Genomic DNA, 18,066 nt, shown 5'->3' with positions numbered 1-18,066 from the left:
CCTATTCTTCTTGAAAAAACTTTTACTCCTAGCCTTTTTATTTATTTCATTTTCTGGATTTTCTCAACTCGTAGGTAAAGTTACCGATGAAGCCGGCGAAATTATTCCCTACGTAAATATTTACATTAAAGACACCTACAAAGGGACTACAACTAACAACGAAGGAAATTATATGCTCGATTATGAGCAAACTGGAAAAACCACCCTTGTTTTTCAGTTTTTAGGGTTTAAAACCTTAGAAAAAGAAGTAGACATTACCGGTTTTCCATTTGTATTAAATGTTTCCTTAGCGGAAGAATCTACAAGCTTAGATGAAGTAATTCTTAAATCGGGAGAAAACCCAGCTATTCGCGTCATTAAAAAAGCGATTGAATACAGAGAAGAAAACCTAGCCAAAACAGAAGCTTATACTGCAGATTTCTACTCTCGCGGACTTTGGAAAATACAAAATGCTCCCGAAAAAATACTTGGAGCAGAAGTTGGGGATCTTGGTGGTGGATTAGATTCTACCCGAAGCGGAATTGTTTACTTATCGGAAACGATCTCTAAAATCAAATTTAAAGCACCAGATAAATTTCACGAAAAAATAGTGGCTTCTAAAGTCAGCGGTGACGATAACGGCTTTAGCTTAAATAGCGCCCGCGAAGCCAATTTTAATTTTTATAACAACACGATAGAACTCAATACAGAAATCGTTTCTCCTATCGCTGATTATGCTTTTAATTATTACGAATATCAATTAGATGGCGTTTTCTATGATGAGCTAGGAAACTTGATCAATAAAATAAAAGTTACCCCTAAGCGTAAGAACGATCGTATTTTTTCTGGTTTTATTTATATAATTGAAGACGATTGGGAGATTTATGGTGTAGACCTCAACACGACGGGCAAAGCGATGCAAATTACACCCATTGATACGCTAAGTTTTAAACAAAATTTTAAATACAATAAAAATGACCAGTTATGGGTGAAAATTTCTCAAACCGTAGACTTTACGTGGGGAATTTTTGGAATCACTGGTGATGGTCGTTTTACTGCTGTTTATAGCAACCATAATTTTAAACCGCAGTTTGATGATGATTCTTTTAGCCGAGAAATCATGAGTTTTGAAGGAGAAGCTAATAAAAAAGACTCTCTATTTTGGCAAGGCATTCGCCCTATTCCTTTAACCGATGAAGAACTGAACGATTATGTAAGGAAAGATAGTATTCAAGAGCGTAAAAACTCTAAAGTATATAAAGATTCTATTGACGGCGTAAGAAATAAATTTTCGGTTACCGATCCGCTTTTTGGTTACAGTTATCAAAATTCTCATAAAAATTATCGTTTTAGCATTAGTGGTCCTGTAAACGGGTTGCATTACAACACCGTTCAAGGATGGAACGTAAATTTAGACCTTAACTTTACCAAAAGAAACAAAGAAGAAAACACCTATTGGAACTTGTTTAGCGATATGAGTTATGGCGTAAGCGATGAGCGTTACCGGGTTAGTGGTGGCTTTACAAGCTTACTTAACAATAAGTCTAAAGCTTATATTAGTATTAGCGGAGGAATAAAAGCTACCCAAATTAACGACACCGATCCTTTACCACTGTATGTTAACGATGTCGCTAATATTTTGTTTGAACGTAACTATTTAAAACTTTATGACAAGCTCTTTGCTGAAGCCACTTATTCTGAAGAGTTATTTAATGGTTTCCGTTTCTATTCCGCTTTAAGCGCAGAAAAAAGGAGTCCGCTTTTTAATAGCACCGACCATGTTTCTGTAAATAATGATAATGGAGGTTATACTTCTAACAATCCATTGGCTCCACAAGCTTTCGGTTCTGCTTCTTTTCAAGAGCATACGATTGCCAAATTGAAGCTGAATGCCAGAATCAATTTTGGCCAAGAATATTATAATTATCCCGACGGAAAGTACAATGTAACCAACGAAGATTATCCTACACTTTGGTTAGGATACGAAAAAGGTTTTGCATCAGATATTAAAAAATATAATTTTGATTTGATAAAAATTTCGGCGAGCCAAACCTTGAGTTTACAAAACAAAGGAGAGTTGAGTTATAATTTGAGAGCAGGAAAATTCTTTGATGCCGATGAAATTTCTTTAGTAGATTTTCAACACTTCCGTGGAAACCAAACCAGGATTAACTTAGATAATGCCTTAGCAAAATTTAATTTGCTTCCCTACTATTCTCATAGCACCAATGATGATTATGCAGAAGCTCATTTAGAACATAATTTTAACGGTTGGATTTTAGGAAAAATACCTGGACTTAATCAACTCAATTTTAATATGATTGTTGGTGCACATTCTCTAATCACTAGCCAAAATAAACCTTATACCGAATTTAGCGTAGGTATTGATAATTTAGGAATTGGTAAGTTTAGATTTTTACGGGTAGATTATGTAAAACCTTACCAAGGAGGTTGGCAAAATGGAGCTTTTATGTTTGGACTTAGTTTTTAACCATTATAAGATTTTCTTTTGAAAATGTATTTAGCTAAATATTCTTTACTTTTATAAAAACGTATTATTTATGAATTATATGGAAATAGTCGTAATCATATTTAATATTTTGATTTGCATTCCTACCTTGGCTTCTGTCACAAAAATAGACTACTGGTGGGTACGAGGGTTCGACTTTCCTAGAATTCAGATTTCAGTTCTTATTGTTGTCAATATAATTCTTGCTTTATTTTTTTATTCATTTTCAAATTGGTGGTCTCTTCTTATTTTAATTGTTCTTTTTCTTAATTTAGCATACCAATGTTGGCTCATATTACCATATACTATATTCTGGAAAAAGCAGGTAATAAAATACAGCGGAGAAGAAAACGATAATCAAATAAGTATTTTAGTAAGTAACGTACTCACCACAAATAGAGATTACAACAAATTGATTAATTTGATTAAATCTCGTAATCCTGATGTCTTCTTAACTCTAGAATCTGATAAAAAGTGGGAGAAGGCTTTAAGCATTTTCGATGAAGAATATCCACATTCTGTAAAAATACCATTAGACAATTTATATGGAATGCATTTGTACTCTAAACTGGTTTTAAAAGATATAGAGGTAAAATATTTAATTAAAGATGACATTCCTTCTATACACGGAAAGATAGAATTATCTAATGGCAAAGAAGCTAATATTCATTGCTTACACCCTAGACCTCCTAGTCCTACCGAAAGTAAAACCTCTACCAATAGAGATGCAGAATTACTTTTAATGGGTAAAGAAATTGATAAAGATGCCAAATTAACATTGGTATTTGGCGATCTTAATGATGTGGCTTGGTCTAGAACAACAAAACTGTTTCAAAAAATAAGTGGTTTAATGGATCCACGTCGAGGAAGAGGTTTTTTTAATACCTATAATGCAGATTATCTTTTAATGCGTTGGCCCTTAGACCATATTTTTCATACAAGTGATTTTACCCTTGTAGAAATGGCAAGAGAAAAAAATATTGGATCAGATCATTTTCCCATGTATGCAAAACTTAATTATACGCCCAGAGCTGAATGGAAACAGCAAGATTTAAAATCTTCAAAAGATGAAGAAGATTGGGCCAGTGAAAAAATTGAAAAAGGTAAGAAGAAGAACAAAAAATCATGATCCCATTTGAGACACTTTATAAATTAGCTGAATTTTAATTTCTTGACTTATAAATAAAATCTCATAAAACTTACTTGTAATACCAGATAAAGCATTACACACAAGCAATTTGACAAAAATGTCATAAAAATGTTACCTAAACAACGTTATCAAATGGGAACTTTCATAATTAATTTTGAGAGGTATTTAAATGAAACTAGCTATGAAAGAAATTGGTAAAAAGATTAAAGAAGTAAGAAAAAGAAAAAGCTTATCCCAGGAAGAATTAGCCGAATCTGCGAAAATAAGTGTTAGAACAGTTCAACGAATAGAAAATAACGAAAGCCAGCCTCACGGAAAAACTCTCCATTTAATTTGTGATGTTCTTGAGATTAATGCAGAAGACCTTTTAGATTATGGTAAAAAAGAGGATAAAAGCTACCTTGTAATTTTTCATCTTTCGGTATTAGCGTTTTTAGCAATTCCTTTAGGAAATATTATTCTTCCAGTAATTTTGTGGCTCAATAAAAAGAATGAAGTTATTGGGTTGAAGAGTATTGGCGCTAACCTATTAAATTTTCAGATTGTATGGTCGGTAATTTTCTTTGCTAATATTTTTGTTTTCACTTTATTGAAAATCATGCATTACGGTTATAGTCAATATATATTTTCGGTATTTATTGGTCTTTACCTAATAAATATTGCTTTACCCATCGTATTCGCAATTAAAAGCAACAAAGGAAAAACTGATAATCTTTACCCAAATATCATAAGACTAATCAAATAGCTGAGTGTATTAATTTTTATCTTCTAACAAGGGTACGAATCTAAATTCACCAAACTCTTTTTTCTCAAATTCTTTAGCAGATTTACGTATAAAAAGTGTCATCACCTGGCTATCGGTTCCTACGGGAATTACTAACCTACCTCCTATTTTTAATTGTGCCAATAATGGATTGGGTACATACGGAGCGCCAGCTGTAACAATGGCTTTATCAAAAGGTTTATATAAAGGCAAACCTTTGTAGCCGTCACCAAACGTGAGGTACTTAGGACGATAGCCTAATTTACTAAGAAAGAGTTTGGTTTTTTTATAAAGTTCTTGCTGACGTTCGATACTGTAAACTTTGGCGCCGAGTTCACATAATACAGCAGTTTGATATCCGCTTCCTGTACCTATTTCTAAAATTTCGTCTCCTTTCTCTACTTCTAGCAACTCACTTTGAAAAGCTACCGTATAAGGTTGTGAAATGGTTTGGTCGGCAGCAATGGGAAAAGCCTTGTCTTGGTAAGCATGATCTTCAAAAGAACTATCCATAAAGAAGTGTCTTGGTATTTTATTAATAGCCGTTAAAACCTTTTTATCTGTAATTCCTTTTTCTTTAAGAATCTCAACCAAATGTTGTCTTTTTCCTTGATGTCTAAAAGTATCTTTCAATGCGCCAAATTTTGCATAAAAATAGCCAAAAATCTCTTGAATTCTTAGCTATAAATCAAAGAAAATCTCTTTTAAAACTTAGGTTTTCCTAACCTCTTAATTTTTAATGAGTTTTTGAATTCCCGTACCTTTTGAGGTTTCCATCTTTACAAAATATATCCCTGCAGGAAGTTGAGAAACATCATAAGTATTTTGGTTTTGAAATTTCAAGATTTCTTTTCCGTTAAGGGAATAAACCGTTAAACTTTTAATTTCTTCATTCGTTTTTAATTGAAATTGTTGTGTTGTAGGATTGGGAAATAACTGAATCTTAATTTCTTTAAAGTTTGATTCACTTAAACTACAATCCTCGGAGAAATTTACATAACTACTTATATTCCAAGTACTATAAATACCTTGTCCGTTTTCAGCTTGTACAGGGTTTGTTACTTCTACACAAACAAAACTTATTTCATTTGCATCAGGAAAATATTGCCCAAGTGAACACGTTAGATTAGATATATAAGTATCACTACCTGTTAAGTTTATAGTTTCAAGATCACCGTAAATTGTTTTTAAATTAGGATTATTAGTCAAAAGTACTTTTTTAATATAATTTACCTGTACATCACCATATCCACCTAAATTTAATTCTTCTAACATTGTTAATGAAGATAAGTCTAATGAAGAATTATAATACATTAAACCAACTTCAGAAAGATTCAAAAACTTAAGTGAACTAAAATCTTCTATGCCATCAATATTTTGCATATAATAAAATCCATTTATTTCATCAGAGAAATCTAAACTCGTGACACTAGCGACGTCGCTAGTCAATACTTGCCCGTTGAGAGTCTGATCTGAATCTATTCCCAAATCGATTAAAGCTTGTTCAAAACCCTGGTCAGGAATGCTGGTGGTTTGCGCGGAAATGGAAATCGTAAAAATTCCGCAAAGAAAAAGTAAAAATGTTCTCATAATGGCTAGTTTTTTGGTTCTCTAAATTTACTAAAAACTTATTGATTTAAATTAAATAGTTAAATATCAAGTAGAAACATGTATTTACTAAATTTAATACCACTTCTGTAAAAGAAATGCTATTTTTGTGAAAAACCAGACCATATGCTTAATGTTGGAGTTATAGGGGCAGGACATTTAGGAAAAATTCACCTGCGTTTATTAAATCAATCAGAACACTATAATTTAATTGGCTTTTACGATAGTAATCCCGAGTATGCACAAAAAATTTCTCAAGAATTTGGATACACTGTTTTCAATTCTATAGAAGAACTTATTGCGCAAACCGATGTGATTGATATTGTTACTCCTACCCTTTCTCACTTCGAAACAGCAAAAAAAGTGATCGAGGCTGGTAAACATGTGTTTATAGAAAAGCCCATTACCAATACGGTTGAAGAAGCAGAAGATTTGGTAAAGCTTGCAAAAAAGCACCAAGTAAAGGGTCAAGTAGGTCATGTGGAGCGTTTTAATCCTGCTTTCCAAGCGGTGTCCCATATGATTGATGAGCCTATGTTTATTGAAGCTCACCGTCTAGCGGAATTTAACCCACGTGGGACTGATGTTCCCGTTGTTTTAGATTTAATGATTCATGATATTGATGCTATTCTTAGCGTCGTAAAATCTGATGTAAAAAAAATTAATGCCAGCGGAGTTTCTGTGATTAGTGAAACCCCAGATATTTGTAACGCTCGTATCAAATTTGAAAACGGATGTGTGGCTAACCTTACAGCTAGTAGAATTTCATTGAAGCAAATGCGTAAAGCACGTTTTTTTCAGCGAGATGCTTATATTTCTGTAGACTTTTTAGAAAAGAATTGTGAAGTAGTGAAAATGAAAGAAGCTCCAGAAAATCCAGGAGATTTTGATATGATTCTTCAAAATGCTGAAGGCATTAAAAAGCAAATTTATTTTGATAATCCAGACGTAGAAGAAAATAACGCCATTCTAGATGAGTTAGAAACTTTTGCCGTTGCGATTAATAATAATACCACCCCAAAAGTTACTTTAGAGCAAGGAACAAAAGCTTTACAAGTTGCTAAACAAGTTATTGAAAGTTTTTCTAATTAAAATATATACAATCACATGAAGAATATTGCTGTTATTGGAGCAGGAACTATGGGAAACGGAATTGCCCATACCTTTGCACAATTTGGTTATAAAGTTAATTTAATAGATATTTCTGAAGATAGCCTTTCTAAAGGTATTGCCACCATTACTAAAAATTTAGATAGAATGGTAGCCAAAGAAAAAATCAGCGAAAGCGATAAAAGCAACACTTTAGAGAATATTACTAAACATACTTCTTTAGAAGAAGGTGTAAAAAATGTTGAACTTGTTGTTGAAGCTGCTACAGAGAATGAAAAACTTAAACTTCAGATTTTTGAAGATCTAGAGAAGTTTTGTGATACCAATACGATTTTAGCTTCTAATACAAGCTCAATTTCTATTACTAAAATTGCTTCGGTAACCAAAAGAGCAGATAAAGTTATTGGGATGCACTTTATGAATCCTGTGCCTATTATGAAATTGGTTGAAATCATTAGAGGTTACAACACTTCAAATGAGACCACCGAAATTATTATGGATCTTTCTAAAGCTTTAAAGAAGGTTCCTACAGAGGTGAATGATTATCCTGGTTTCGTGGCGAATCGTATATTAATGCCAATGATTAATGAGTCTATTGAAACGCTATACAATCAAGTTGCTGGTGTTGAAGAAATTGATACGGTAATGAAATTAGGAATGGCTCACCCCATGGGACCATTACAACTAGCCGATTTTATTGGTTTAGATGTTTGTTTAAGCATTTTAGAAGTGATGTACGATGGCTTTAAGAATCCTAAATACGCACCTTGCCCATTATTAGTAAATATGGTACAAGCAGGAAAATTAGGTGTAAAATCTGGCGAAGGTTTTTACGATTACTCGGAAAGCAGAAAAGCAGAACACGTTTCGGCTCAATTCAAATAAAATTTTATGCCAAAAGTAACTCCTTTTAGAGCGGTAAGACCTACACGAGATAAAGTAGGTCTTATCTCCTCTAGGCCTTATCATCATTACACTCAGGCCGAAAGGGAAGCGCGTCTAGATAACAATCCGTTTTCATTTTTACATATTGTAAATCCTGGTTATAAATACCACAAAGAAATTTCGGGTCCAGATCGTTATGAACTGGTAAAAAATAGATATCAAGAATTTAGGGAAGATCATATCTTTATTCAAGATGAAAAACCTAATTATTATATCTACCGCTTAATTGATAGCGAAAAGCACGTTTTTACAGGAATTGTAGCCGCAACAAGCCTAGATAGTTACAAAAGCAATCTCATTAAGCGTCACGAAGAAACGATTGCACATCGTGAAGATGATTTTAAGGAGTATTTGGAGACTGTAGGATTTAATGCAGAACCTGTTTTATTAACCCATCCAGATAATTCCGCTTTAGCTGAAATTATTAAAGAAGTTACACAAGACCGACCTGAATATGAGTTTACCACTACGTATAGAGATACTCATTATTTATGGACTTTAGATGATGAAATTTTACTGAAGAGAATTCAAGAAGAATTTAGCAGTATGGATCATCTTTATATTGCAGATGGCCACCATAGAAGTGCCTCTGCCTACCAACTTTATGAAGAATTAAGGAAAAAAAATCCTCAACATACAGGGAATGAACCTTATAATTATTTTATGAGTTACATTATCCCAGAAAGCAACCTTAAGATTTTAGAATTTAATAGATTAATTAAAGACCTTAACGGATTATCTAAAGAAGAGTTCTTAATTAAATTAGATAACTCGTTTAGAATTCAGAATAGAAAAAGTACTTATTATAGGCCACTAGAGAAACATCAATTTAGCATGTACTTAGATGGTGAGTTTTATTCTTTACATTTAAGAAAGCTAAATTTTAAAATAGAAAATTCCCTTTCTCATTTAGATGCACAAGTTTTATACAAAACTGTTTTAGAACCTATTTTAGGGATTAAAGATCCTAGAAATGATCAACGTTTAGATTACGCTCACGGAAAAAAAGGAATGCCTCACGTAAAAGGATTAGTAGATAGCGGCGCCTTTAAAGTTGGTTTTGGAATGGTTCCTGCAAGTGTGGAAGAAATGAAAAATATTGCGAATGAAGGTTTAACCATGCCACCAAAATCTACTTATATAGAACCCAAATTAAGAAGCGGAATTACCATTTATGAATATTAATTCTATGAGTAACATAAGTGATACAATAAAAGAATATAGAGAAAGTTTGCCTAAAGATGTTTGCTTAATAGCAGTTTCTAAAACCAAACCGAATGAAGATATTTTAGAAGCGTACCATGCAGGTCAGCGTATTTTTGGAGAAAACAAAATACAAGAAATGACAGATAAGCATGAAGCTCTTCCTAAAGATATTGAATGGCACATGATTGGTCATGTACAGACCAACAAAGTAAAATATATGGCCCCTTATGTAAGTCTTATACATGCGGTTCATAAAATGAAGTTGCTTAAAGAAATTGAAAAAAGAGCAAAAGAAGAAAATCGCGTAATTGAATGTTTGCTTCAAATAAAAATAGCTGAAGAAGATAGTAAATATGGGATGGAAGCAGACGAAGCTTTAAAAATTTTAAATTCTGATGCCTACCAGCAAATGGAAAATGTGAAAATTGTTGGCTTAATGGGAATGGCAACCTTAACGGAAGATAAACAGAAGATAACTAGTGAATTTGCTTATCTAAAAGAGAAAATGGATGAGTTTTCTAAAGATTTTCCTCAATTAACAACTTTATCTATGGGAATGAGTGGTGATTATCAACTTGCCATTGATAATGGTAGTAATATGGTGAGAATAGGAAGTTCTATATTTGGAAAACGGAATTATAATTAAAACAAAATTTATAGTTGTACGCAATTGTTGACATAGAAACCACGGGAGGTAAATATAATGAAGAAGGAACTACAGAAATTGCTATCTATAAATTTGATGGACACGAAATTGTAGATCAGTTTATAAGCCTTGTAAATCCAGAACGCCCTATACAGCCCTTTGTGGTTGGTCTTACAGGTATTAATAATGACATGCTTCGTAATGCACCTAAGTTTTATGAAGTGGCAAAAAGAATTATTGAAATCACTACAGATTGTGTACTCGTTGCCCACAATGCGAAGTTCGATTATAGAATTTTAAAGTTAGAATATAGACGATTAGGTTACACCTATGAGAGACAGACTATTTGCACCGTAGAGCTTTCTAAAAAGCTTATATTAGATCAACCTTCTTATAGCTTAGGAAAACTTACAAAAAGCTTAGGAATCCCTATTACAGATAGACATCGAGCGAGCGGAGATGCTCTGGCAACTGTTAAGTTGTTTCAATTATTACTGAATAAAGACTCTGAAAAGGAAATTATAAAAAAATCGGTTAGGAAAATACCCAAGAATCAATTAGATACGAAATTGATAAGGATTTTAGATGATGTTCCTTCTAGCACCGGAGTCTATTATATGCATAATGAAGAAGGTGAGATTATTTATATTGGAAAAAGCAGAAACATTCGAAAAAGATTAAATCAGCATTTTACAAACGAGAGTCATAAAGCTAAGAAAATGCGCCACGATATTGCTGCAGTTTCTTATGAGCTTACTGGTAATGAACTTCTAGCATTATTAAAAGAAAATGACGAAATCAAAAAGAATAAGCCCAAATACAATCGAGCTTTAAAGAAAGATATTTTTAATTATGCCGTTACCTCTTTTACAAATGAAGAAGGTTATTTAGAGCTAAAAATCATGAAATCTTCTCTGGTAGAAAATCCTATAACTACTTTTACCACTTTAAAACAGGCTAAAAATTTTATGGAAATGCTGACAGAGAATTATGGACTGTGTCAAAAATTTACAGGAATTTATAAAACTGATACGAGTTGTTTTAACTATTCTATAAAATCTTGTGAAGGAGCTTGCGTTTCAGAAGAATCTACTGTTTCTTATAACGAAAAAGTTGAAGAGGTTTTACAACGTTTTAGTTATCTCAATAAAAATATGGTACTTATTGATCGAGGGAGAGAAACTGGAGAGAAAAGTATTTTGCTTATTGAAGAAGGGAAATTTCAAGGTTTTGGATATGCAAATCTTAATCATCAGATTAATCATATAGATATTTTGAAAAATATTATTTCTCCTATGCAAAATAATAGAGATGCACAACATATTATACAAAGCTATATGAGAAGAAATAAAAATATAAAAGTTGTTGAGTATTAAGTTTTACTTTACATTACCTATAATCTTATTATAATTTAAAATTCTATTCATTGAATAAAAAAGAAAACTTTACCTGGCAAGAGAAGTTGCATGAAGTAATTTATGAGGCAGATACGCCTTCAGGAAAATTATTTGATGTCGTTTTACTTGTTTTTATTTTCTTGAGTGTCATTTTTGTTATGATTGAAAGTATAAAAGGTTTAAACCCTTGGATTTATGACTTTCTATTTTACGGAGAATGGGTAGTAACTATACTTTTTACCATTGAATATATTCTTAGAATCGTTTCCATTAAAAAGCCTTCTAATTATATTTTTAGTTTTTACGGAATTATAGATTTTCTATCTACCATACCTCTTTACCTTTCTCTCATTTTTGTAGGAAGTGGAGCTTTAGTTACTGTTAGAGCTCTAAGATTATTAAGAGTTTTTAGAATTTTAAAAATAAGCAGATATATAGGAGAAGGAAATAAATTAGCTAGTGCTTTAAAAGAAAGTAGAGCTAAAATTTTTGTCTTTCTCTTTGCTGTAGTTATTTTATCATTAATAGCGGGCACAGCTATGTATATAATTGAAGGGGAAGCTAGTGGTTTTACGAGTATACCTATTAGTATATATTGGTGTATTGTGACATTGACCACTGTTGGGTTTGGTGACATCCACCCTATAACTCCGCTAGGTCAATTTATTGCATCACTTATTATGATTTTAGGTTATGGTATTATCGCTGTTCCTACAGGAATTGTAAGTGCCGAATACTCAAAAAACTTTAAAAAAGTACCAAGAGTAAACACTCAATCTTGTTATAATTGTAACGAAAGTAAACACTTAGACGATGCCCACTATTGTCATAACTGCGGATATTCTTTAAATGTTGAAAAATAAGCCCTATTTAGTAAGTATTGTAGGACCAACTGCCATTGGGAAAACTGCAAAAAGTATTGCATTAGCAAAGCATTTTTCTTCTGAAATACTTTCAGCAGATTCTAGACAGTTTTACCAAGAAATGAATATTGGTACAGCGGTGCCTTCCTTGGAAGAATTAGCTGCAGCTCCTCATCATTTTATCCAACACATTTCTATACACGATAATTATTCTGTAGGAGATTTTGAAAAGCAATCTATTAATAAATTAAAAGATCTTTTTAAAAAACATAAAATTCTATTTTTAGTTGGCGGAAGCGGGTTATATATTGATGCCGTAAATAAAGGTTTAGACCACTTTCCTAAAGTAGGTGCTGCAATTCGAGAAGGTTTAAACGAGAGATTAAATAAAGAAGGGATTGAACCACTTCAGCTTCAGCTAAAAAATTTAGATCCTCTTCACTATAAAAATGTAGCTATTTCTAATCCGCAAAGAGTCATTAGAGCCTTAGAAATTTGTTTAGGAACTGGACAGCCTTATTCTAGTTTTTTAAACCATTCGGATAAAAAACGAGACTTTAATATCATTAAAATAGGCTTAGACGCTCCTCGCCCATTAATTTATGAACGTATAGAAAAAAGAGTTGATCTCATGATCGAGGCCGGACTTATAGAAGAGGCAAAAAAATTATATCCTTTACGGAATTTAAACGCGTTAAATACAGTAGGTTATAAAGAATTATTTAATTACTTTGATGGAGAGTGGAGTCTAGAATTTGCAATAAGTGAAATTAAAAAGAATACGAGAAGATTTTCTAAAAGACAACTTACTTGGTTTAAAAAAGATGAAAACACAATTTGGTTTTCTTATGATAGCCTTCCAGAAAAAATAATTGAGTCTATAACACAAAAAATTTACTAGTAGCTAAATGCTACTAGTAAATTTTTGAAACTGAAGAGCTTTAAATTGCAAATTTATTTGCTTTCCTCTTCTTTATTCCTGATCACAAGTCTAAACCCTTCCCCGTGAATATTTAAGATTTCTACATTCTCATCTTTCTTTAAGTACTTACGCAATTTTGCGATATATACATCCATACTTCTAGATGTAAAGTAATTGTCATCTCTCCAAATCTTAGTTAATGCTAATTCTCTAGGCATTAAATCATTTTCATGCAAAGCTAACAACCTTAAAAGTTCATTTTCTTTTGGAGATAATTTAGATGGTTCTTCTTCTTTGAAAGTTAAAAATCTCAACTTAGAATTTAAATGAAAACCACCTATTTGAAATTCAAATTGCTTACTATCTGCAATACTATCTGTAGCTTTACGCTGCATAATAGCTTTTATCTTCATAAGAAGTACTTCACTATCAAAAGGCTTATTTAAGTAATCATCTGCTCCTACTTTATAACCTTTTAATACATCTTCTTTCATCGCTTTAGCGGTTAAGAAAATAATAGGCACTTCTTCGTTTTTTTCTCTAATTTCTTTCGCTAGTGTAAATCCGTCTTTATAAGGCATCATTACATCTAAGATACAAAGATCAAAATCGTCTTTTTTAAACTTTTCAAATCCTTCCATCCCATTTTTAGCGTGAGTAACATCATAGTCATTCATCGCTAAATAATCTTTAAGAACAATACCAAAGTTTGGATCGTCCTCTACTAATAAAATTTTCTTGCTTTCAGTTTCCATATATTTAAGATATTAATGGTAATTTAATTATAAATGTGCTTCCTTTTCCTTTTTCACTTTGAACACTCACTTCCCCGTGATGATCTGTAAGTATTTGTTTTACGTAGGCTAAACCTAAACCATGACCCTTTACATCATGTACGTCACCTGTATGTTCCCTAAAAAACTTTTCAAAAACTTTTTTCTGAACAACTTTACTCATTCCTTTCCCTTGATCTCTAATTTTTAGGATAACATAGTTTTTTACATTTTCTGTATAGATATCGATCTTGGGTTTCCCATCAGAATATTTTACAGCATTATCTAATATATTGACGATAACATTGGTAAAATGAGATTCGTTCGCTAGAATAGAACATTTTAAGGCACCAAAATGTGTTTGTACGTAACCTTCTCTATCATCTACTATTAATTCTATATGAGTAATAGCATCTTCAACCAATTCATGTAGTTTAAGTCGCTCTTTCTTTATATTAAGTTCGTTCTTTTCTAGCTTTGATATGCGAAGAACATTCTCTACTTGCGCATGCATTCTCCTATTTTCCTCTCTTATCATCCTCATGTAACGTTGTACTTTTTCTGGATCTGAAGAAATTTTTGGATTTTTAACCGAATCTAAAGCCAAGTTAATTGTAGCAATAGGCGTTTTAAATTCGTGAGTCATATTATTAATAAAATCGGTTTTAATTTGGGAGATTTGTCTCTGTTTAATTAATTGCGATAATGCACTAAAGTATGCGATAATAATAATAAGTGTAAAAACTATACTTAATGTTGCCATAAAAGCAATAGAAGACAACACTTCTTTTTTCTTCCCTGTAAAGTTGATAAAAAGTCTATAATTGGTATTCTCTGATTTAAAAATAGGAATGCCATAAGTAGCAGGAGAATTAAGCACAAAATCTTCAGTCTTGATTTTTGTAGCTAAAGCATCACTGTATATTCCTATTTCAAAATTAGACTCAATATCTCTAGTCTTTAATTCAGACGAAACTAAGTTCTTTATGAGAGTGGTATCAACTCTTTTATAAATAGGAAGTTCTGCAGCTTTTTCTTTTATAGCTTCTAATAAGAGAAATTTCTCGTTATCTTCTAACCTAGAAATTCTTTCAAATTTTTCTTGTGCTGAAAGTTGTTCTGAACCATCAATCTCATCATTTCTAACAATTCTTGTTACCTTTCGGTTAACTAACTTTTTAAAATCTATACTATCTTTCTCTTCACTTAAAAATGAAGATGAGAGTTTATAGTCTTCTTGTAAAACACTATTAGAGTAAAAAAATGTTTCGTTGGTAAGCTGATCCTGTTTAATTTGAAAAAGCTCACTAAGCCTTGCACTACTAGGTTTAGCTGAGTCTGCTAGGATAGCATATTGCACATAATATTTATCAATTTCTTGACTTTCAATATCTTCAACTACATTAATAAGAATTTGCTTTGCGTTAAATGAAAATTGCTCTTCATTAGTTTCTACCGTATTCTTAATCCAGTAGCCTTGAACAAATATTATTCCTATTAATGATAGGCTCATTAAAAGAACAAGAAATAAGAATACTTTCTTTTTCATGTCCCCAAAAGTAAGATTTTAACATTTAGAGATAAACTGGTTTAACCAAATGTTAACATATGATTTTTTTAAGCCGTAGCAAGGCCTAAGAGCTTAGTGTGAAGTTGATAAATTTGTGACTTTGTATCTTCTAAATCTATATTTTCAATTATGAAATTTGCTAGTTTTTCTTTTTTAGAATCATCCCATTGATTTTCCATTCTACTCTTAACTTCTTGCTCTGTAGCGTTATCTCTATTCAAAACTCGTTTCACTTTAATATCTTGAGGAGCAGTAACTAAAATTGTATAGTCAAATTTGCTTTGAGCATTATTTTCAAAAATTATAGCAGCTTCATAGATAACATAAGGTTGATCTTGATTAGCTTTCCAAAATTTAAAATGTTTTTCTACCTCTGGATGAACAATGTCGTTTAGCTTTTGAAGCAAATTTTTATCCTTAAATACTTTGGATGCAATGAATTTTCTATTCAATTCATTATTTAAGTAGGATTTTTTTCCGAATAAAGAAATCAAAGACTTTTTAATACTTGCAGAAGTATTCATAATTTTCTTTGCTTCAACATCGGCAATATAGACTGGTACTCCTAATTCTTTAAAGAAATTTGCTACTGTGGTTTTACCACTACCTATTCCTCCCGTAAGTCCTATTATTTTCATCTTTTTAAAACAAATTGAACTTTATTAATGTTTAATCGTGTGGCAGTAACATTACTAGGTTTCTTTTTAATCTTAGGAATTAGAAAGTTTTGATTTTCACTTAAATCATTAAAATCACAAATTACTAAAAAATCATTTTTTGAAACTTCTTCAAAGCTATCAAGACTAACTGTATATATAACTATAACCTCTTTTGGAAATATACTTACTGAAGCATCTTTTGGAGCATTCAAAATTTCAATAGGAATATTTAATCTTCCTTCTGTAAACTTTTTGGTCTTTAATTGATAATTTATTTCATTTTGGTAATAAGTTACATTAGAGTACTGGGCTGTATCAATTTTCACCTTGCCATTTTTATTGGAACTTACTTCCTTTAAAGTTATCTTTTGAGTAGAAATAAATTGAATAGAATCTAAAATCTTTTTGGCACCACTTATTTTAATTGAATCAGGTTGAATTACTAATTTTTCATCTGAGTTATATCCTGGAGCATAACTCACATCAATAATTGGAACAACAGGAATTTTTTTTGTTTCCTTTTGAATAAATGGAATATTTATTTTTTTGGTAATAAAATGAACCTTTTCAAAATTTATTCGAAGTTTTGATAAAATTTCTGACTCATGAGTTTCTGTTAGAAAGGTGATATTATTTTTCGTGACAGACAGATCTTTTAAAGAACTAATTATCTTAGGATTTCTTATGGATAACCAAGCTAGACCAAAACCGTTTTCTGTCACTCTCATTTTGATAGTTCCCTTGGTCTTATTTACAATTTTATCTTTAGGAATTTCTGTAAACTGAATAGGAACCGAGATTTCTTTGGTATAGGTTTTAGAAAACTGAATAAGTAACCAAATCAATAAAGCAAAAATAAAGAAAAAAAAGAATGCTTTAAAATTGGTCTTTTTAAAGGTAGTTTTATTTAAACGTTGTACTTGCTCTTTAAACATCATTCAAAAAATAATTCAGGAAAAACCTTTTTTGGATTTCTCTTTAGTAATCTAATATAGTAGGTAGATTTTAAAAAGCCAATACCATAACCATAAAACTGTATTAAAACTGCCATTACAGATAAAAAACCTATGTATATACTTTTATTCTCAATACTTGAAAAGAAAAATATTAAAAACAAATAGATGAATATCAATAAAATAGGGAGATATAAACTCAGCAATACGAAAACTGTTGCAAAAAAGATTGAAAAAATAAAACAAATAGGAAACCAAAAGGCTATACTCGATGTTTCTGGATGCCAAGATGTTAATATTGGCCTTACTTTACCAAATTTATTAACTTGAATAAAAAATTTATTCCAATCAATTCTTCGCTTATGGTAAACAAATGCCTTTTCAATGAAACCAGTTTTAAAACCTTTGTTTTTAATTCTTATTGCTAAATCGGGATCTTCACCTGGATGGATTTTCCCAAATCCTTTAGTAGCTAAAAAAGCTTTTTTAGAAATCCCCATATTGAAGCTTCTTGGCTCATATTCTTTAACTGATTTGTTTTTACCGCGTATGCCACCAGTAGTTAAAAATGAAGTCATCCCAAAATTAATTGCCTTTTGAATTGAAGAAAATGTTTGATGAGCTGCATCTGGCCCTCCAAAACAATCTACATTATTATGATTTAAATAATCATCAACTTGATTTAAATAGTCCTTTGGTAATATTACATCGCTATCTAAAATGATAAAAAAATCACCTTTTGCCTTTCTCATTCCATAATTTCTAGAATCTCCAGGGCCTGAATTCTCCTTTTCAAAATAAGATATATCTAAACGATCAACGAATTTTTCTACAATGGGCTTTGAAGATATTGTTGAACCATCTTCTACTAAAACTACTTCAAAAGGAATTTTAGTTGTAAAATCAGCAAAAGACTTTAATAGCTCCTCTACTTCTTCTGGCCTATTATAAACAGGGATAATAAATGAGTAATTTACATTCATCCGGCTAAAATACATAAACAAAAAATCCCA

At 31.4% G+C, this 18,066-nt stretch carries 17 protein-coding genes; 10 read left to right on the top strand and 7 right to left on the bottom strand.

Features of this window, described 5'->3' with window-relative positions; translation table 11 throughout:
- Positions 1 to 10 precede the first annotated feature (10 nt).
- From LX95_RS08695 to LX95_RS08685, 3 genes are all read left to right on the top strand, one after another.
- On the top strand, positions 11 to 2,470 hold the full coding sequence (locus LX95_RS08695; RefSeq protein WP_111541049.1) for a DUF5686 and carboxypeptidase regulatory-like domain-containing protein: 2,460 nt from the start codon (positions 11 to 13) through the stop codon (positions 2,468 to 2,470).
- A 70-nt stretch (positions 2,471 to 2,540) separates the two neighbouring features.
- On the top strand, positions 2,541 to 3,617 hold the full coding sequence (locus tag LX95_RS08690) for an endonuclease/exonuclease/phosphatase family protein (protein WP_111541048.1): 1,077 nt from the start codon (positions 2,541 to 2,543) through the stop codon (positions 3,615 to 3,617).
- A gap of 190 nt (positions 3,618 to 3,807) precedes the next feature.
- Positions 3,808 to 4,383, top strand: a complete 576-nt coding sequence (locus tag LX95_RS08685) for a helix-turn-helix domain-containing protein (RefSeq protein ID WP_245924744.1) — start codon at positions 3,808 to 3,810, stop codon at positions 4,381 to 4,383.
- 9 nt (positions 4,384 to 4,392) lie between these two features.
- On the opposite strand, the gene LX95_RS08680 is transcribed toward LX95_RS08685, so the two are convergent.
- Both LX95_RS08680 and LX95_RS08675 read right to left on the bottom strand, forming a co-directional pair.
- Positions 4,393 to 5,034, bottom strand: coding sequence for a protein-L-isoaspartate(D-aspartate) O-methyltransferase (locus tag LX95_RS08680; RefSeq protein ID WP_111541046.1), 642 nt, complete (start codon positions 5,032 to 5,034; stop codon positions 4,393 to 4,395).
- Positions 5,035 to 5,130: 96 nt separating this feature from the next.
- A complete protein-coding gene (locus LX95_RS08675) occupies positions 5,131 to 5,991 on the bottom strand; it encodes a T9SS type A sorting domain-containing protein (protein ID WP_111541045.1) in 861 nt (286 codons plus the stop codon).
- Positions 5,992 to 6,135: 144 nt separating this feature from the next.
- On the opposite strand from LX95_RS08675, the gene LX95_RS08670 reads away from it, so the two are divergent.
- The 7 genes from LX95_RS08670 to miaA are packed head-to-tail and all read left to right on the top strand — an operon-like array spanning position 6,136 to position 13,077.
- The gene (locus LX95_RS08670) at positions 6,136 to 7,101 is read left to right on the top strand and encodes a Gfo/Idh/MocA family oxidoreductase (RefSeq protein ID WP_111541044.1); all 966 of its coding nucleotides are present in this window, start codon (positions 6,136 to 6,138) and stop codon (positions 7,099 to 7,101) included.
- Positions 7,102 to 7,116: 15 nt separating this feature from the next.
- Entirely contained in the window at positions 7,117 to 8,004 is an 888-nt protein-coding gene (locus LX95_RS08665; protein ID WP_111541043.1) for a 3-hydroxyacyl-CoA dehydrogenase family protein, read from the top strand.
- Between the two features lie 6 nt (positions 8,005 to 8,010).
- Positions 8,011 to 9,249 (top strand): DUF1015 domain-containing protein, encoded by a 1,239-nt coding sequence (locus LX95_RS08660; protein ID WP_111541042.1) that lies wholly within the window; start codon positions 8,011 to 8,013, stop codon positions 9,247 to 9,249.
- 4 nt (positions 9,250 to 9,253) lie between these two features.
- Positions 9,254 to 9,916: a YggS family pyridoxal phosphate-dependent enzyme gene (locus LX95_RS08655; protein WP_111541165.1), complete on the top strand. Its 663-nt coding sequence runs from the start codon at positions 9,254 to 9,256 to the stop codon at positions 9,914 to 9,916.
- 14 nt (positions 9,917 to 9,930) lie between these two features.
- The gene (locus LX95_RS08650; protein WP_111541041.1) at positions 9,931 to 11,292 is read left to right on the top strand and encodes an exonuclease domain-containing protein; all 1,362 of its coding nucleotides are present in this window, start codon (positions 9,931 to 9,933) and stop codon (positions 11,290 to 11,292) included.
- A gap of 50 nt (positions 11,293 to 11,342) precedes the next feature.
- Positions 11,343 to 12,176, top strand: coding sequence for an ion transporter (locus LX95_RS08645; RefSeq protein ID WP_111541040.1), 834 nt, complete (start codon positions 11,343 to 11,345; stop codon positions 12,174 to 12,176).
- Complete coding sequence (miaA, locus tag LX95_RS08640) at positions 12,163 to 13,077, top strand: tRNA (adenosine(37)-N6)-dimethylallyltransferase MiaA (protein ID WP_111541039.1); 915 nt, start codon at positions 12,163 to 12,165, stop codon at positions 13,075 to 13,077. Before LX95_RS08645 ends, miaA begins: the two co-directional genes overlap by 14 nt.
- Positions 13,078 to 13,130: 53 nt before the next feature.
- Here miaA and LX95_RS08635 read toward each other — a convergent pair whose 3' ends face one another.
- From LX95_RS08635 to LX95_RS08615, 5 genes are all read right to left on the bottom strand, one after another.
- Positions 13,131 to 13,853 carry a response regulator transcription factor gene (locus LX95_RS08635; protein ID WP_111541038.1) on the bottom strand — a complete coding sequence of 241 codons (723 nt, stop codon included), beginning with the start codon at positions 13,851 to 13,853 and terminating at the stop codon, positions 13,131 to 13,133.
- A 4-nt stretch (positions 13,854 to 13,857) separates the two neighbouring features.
- Complete coding sequence (locus LX95_RS08630; protein ID WP_111541037.1) at positions 13,858 to 15,420, bottom strand: sensor histidine kinase; 1,563 nt, start codon at positions 15,418 to 15,420, stop codon at positions 13,858 to 13,860.
- 68 nt (positions 15,421 to 15,488) lie between these two features.
- A complete protein-coding gene (gene coaE / locus LX95_RS08625) occupies positions 15,489 to 16,079 on the bottom strand; it encodes a dephospho-CoA kinase (RefSeq protein ID WP_111541036.1) in 591 nt (196 codons plus the stop codon).
- Entirely contained in the window at positions 16,076 to 17,038 is a 963-nt protein-coding gene (locus tag LX95_RS08620; RefSeq protein ID WP_146240769.1) for a YbbR-like domain-containing protein, read from the bottom strand. The genes coaE and LX95_RS08620 overlap by 4 nt, the downstream gene beginning before the upstream one ends.
- Positions 17,035 to 18,051, bottom strand: coding sequence for a glycosyltransferase (locus LX95_RS08615; protein ID WP_245924754.1), 1,017 nt, complete (start codon positions 18,049 to 18,051; stop codon positions 17,035 to 17,037). The genes LX95_RS08620 and LX95_RS08615 overlap by 4 nt, the downstream gene beginning before the upstream one ends.
- Between the last annotated feature and the right edge of the window lie 15 nt (positions 18,052 to 18,066).

Source organism: Mesonia algae (assembly GCF_003253545.1).
Classification (GTDB): Bacteria; Bacteroidota; Bacteroidia; order Flavobacteriales; family Flavobacteriaceae; genus Mesonia; species Mesonia algae.
Note: the sequence above shows the minus strand (reverse complement) of the source record. Positions and strands in the feature narration are given on the sequence as shown.